The following is a 1,198-nucleotide window of genomic DNA, read 5'->3' as shown; positions in this document are numbered from 1 at the left end:
ACATGCGCTTGGTAAAGTCAACATCGCGTTGCGCCTGGATCTCCAGATGGATAAAGATGGTCATCTGTTCACCATTGTGCCATGCAACGCGAATGAGTTTATCTACGCGCAACTTGCCGGTATTGGCTTCGGGGTTGATCTGTTCGAGCTCCTTGTCGCAGAAGATCAGCGGCTGGTGCCAGTCAACCCCCGCAGCGACCTTGGGAAAGAAGAGGTGCAAACAGGCGGGCATGTAGTGTTCCAGGGCGTACTTCCACGCCCCATCAACATCCGCAGCGGTCTGTGCATCCATAGCCACTCCTCACGGTACAACAGTCCCTATAAGATCTACCGCTGGAAGAGGCCAAAAGATACGCTTTTGGGGTACTTTCCCGTAAAACCTGTCTCATCTGAAAGGTGTTGGTTCCAATCCTATGCCCAAACTCCTCCTTCTGCTCATCCTCCTCATTCCCCTCCTCCTGCTCACCACGCCAAGCGCGGCCCAACCCGCTGCGCTTGGCCTCGTCTACAGTACGGATGGTCGCCACTATATGGTTGATCTGAGCCAGCAGCGTAGGGTGCGCGTTGGCCCGGCTCCACCCCGTGGCAGCCAGATGGTGTCAAGTGGTACCTTTGTAGGTATTGTCTTGGGGGATATCAATCCCAGTTCTTTCACGATCCAGCGTTTCCCTGCTGATCCCGATCTCGACCCCGATACGCTGCTTAACAGTTCGGACTTCTACACCCAATTCCCCAATCATGTTGCCCCGCTTGCCTATCAGCACGGCGATGCGCGGCTGGCCTCAATCGTGGTGAGTAGCGATCAAACGAGGCTCCTCTTTGTCGCCTGTCAGGAAGCGAGAGGTGAGGGTGCCCTCTGCGAACCCTTCCAGCTTGATCTGGCTTCACAGCAGGTTACCCAGTTGCCTGGGATGATCTTCAACGATACCCGGGTGTGGCTGCATCCCGCTGGGCAGCGGGCGGTTGATGCATGGGATCTTGCCTGCGCCGGTAACTTTGTCGCTGCCGGGCGCGAGCAGGTGCAGTTGAGTCGTATGCCCACGAGCGTCGTTTGGCTTGCGGATCAGCAGTTTGTCTATAGCCGCTATGTCTGTCAGAGTATCTTTTTTCCGGAGCCAACCGTCGAACCGCGCTACGATCTGGTGCTGGTTGATGCCAATGGCCAAAACGAGCGTGTGCTGATCAGCGGGATGCTGGC

The 1,198-nt window shown here is 56.5% G+C and carries 2 protein-coding genes; one reads left to right on the top strand and one right to left on the bottom strand.

Going from position 1 to position 1,198, the window contains the following annotated elements; translation table 11 throughout:
* A partial coding sequence (locus tag CJ255_RS22025) for a hypothetical protein (protein ID WP_217352527.1) occupies nucleotides 1–292 on the bottom strand: 292 nt, incomplete at its 3' end.
* A gap of 121 nt (nucleotides 293–413) precedes the next feature.
* Between CJ255_RS22025 and CJ255_RS22020 the strand changes: the two genes are divergently transcribed.
* Nucleotides 414–1,198, top strand: a 785-nt coding sequence (locus CJ255_RS22020; protein ID WP_133117025.1) for a hypothetical protein, incomplete at its 3' end; no start/stop codon positions are given.

The sequence above is a fragment of the Candidatus Viridilinea mediisalina genome (assembly GCF_002532535.1).
Classification (GTDB): Bacteria; Chloroflexota; Chloroflexia; order Chloroflexales; family Chloroflexaceae; genus Viridilinea; species Viridilinea mediisalina.
This window is presented reverse-complemented; position numbering and strand designations above follow the sequence as displayed.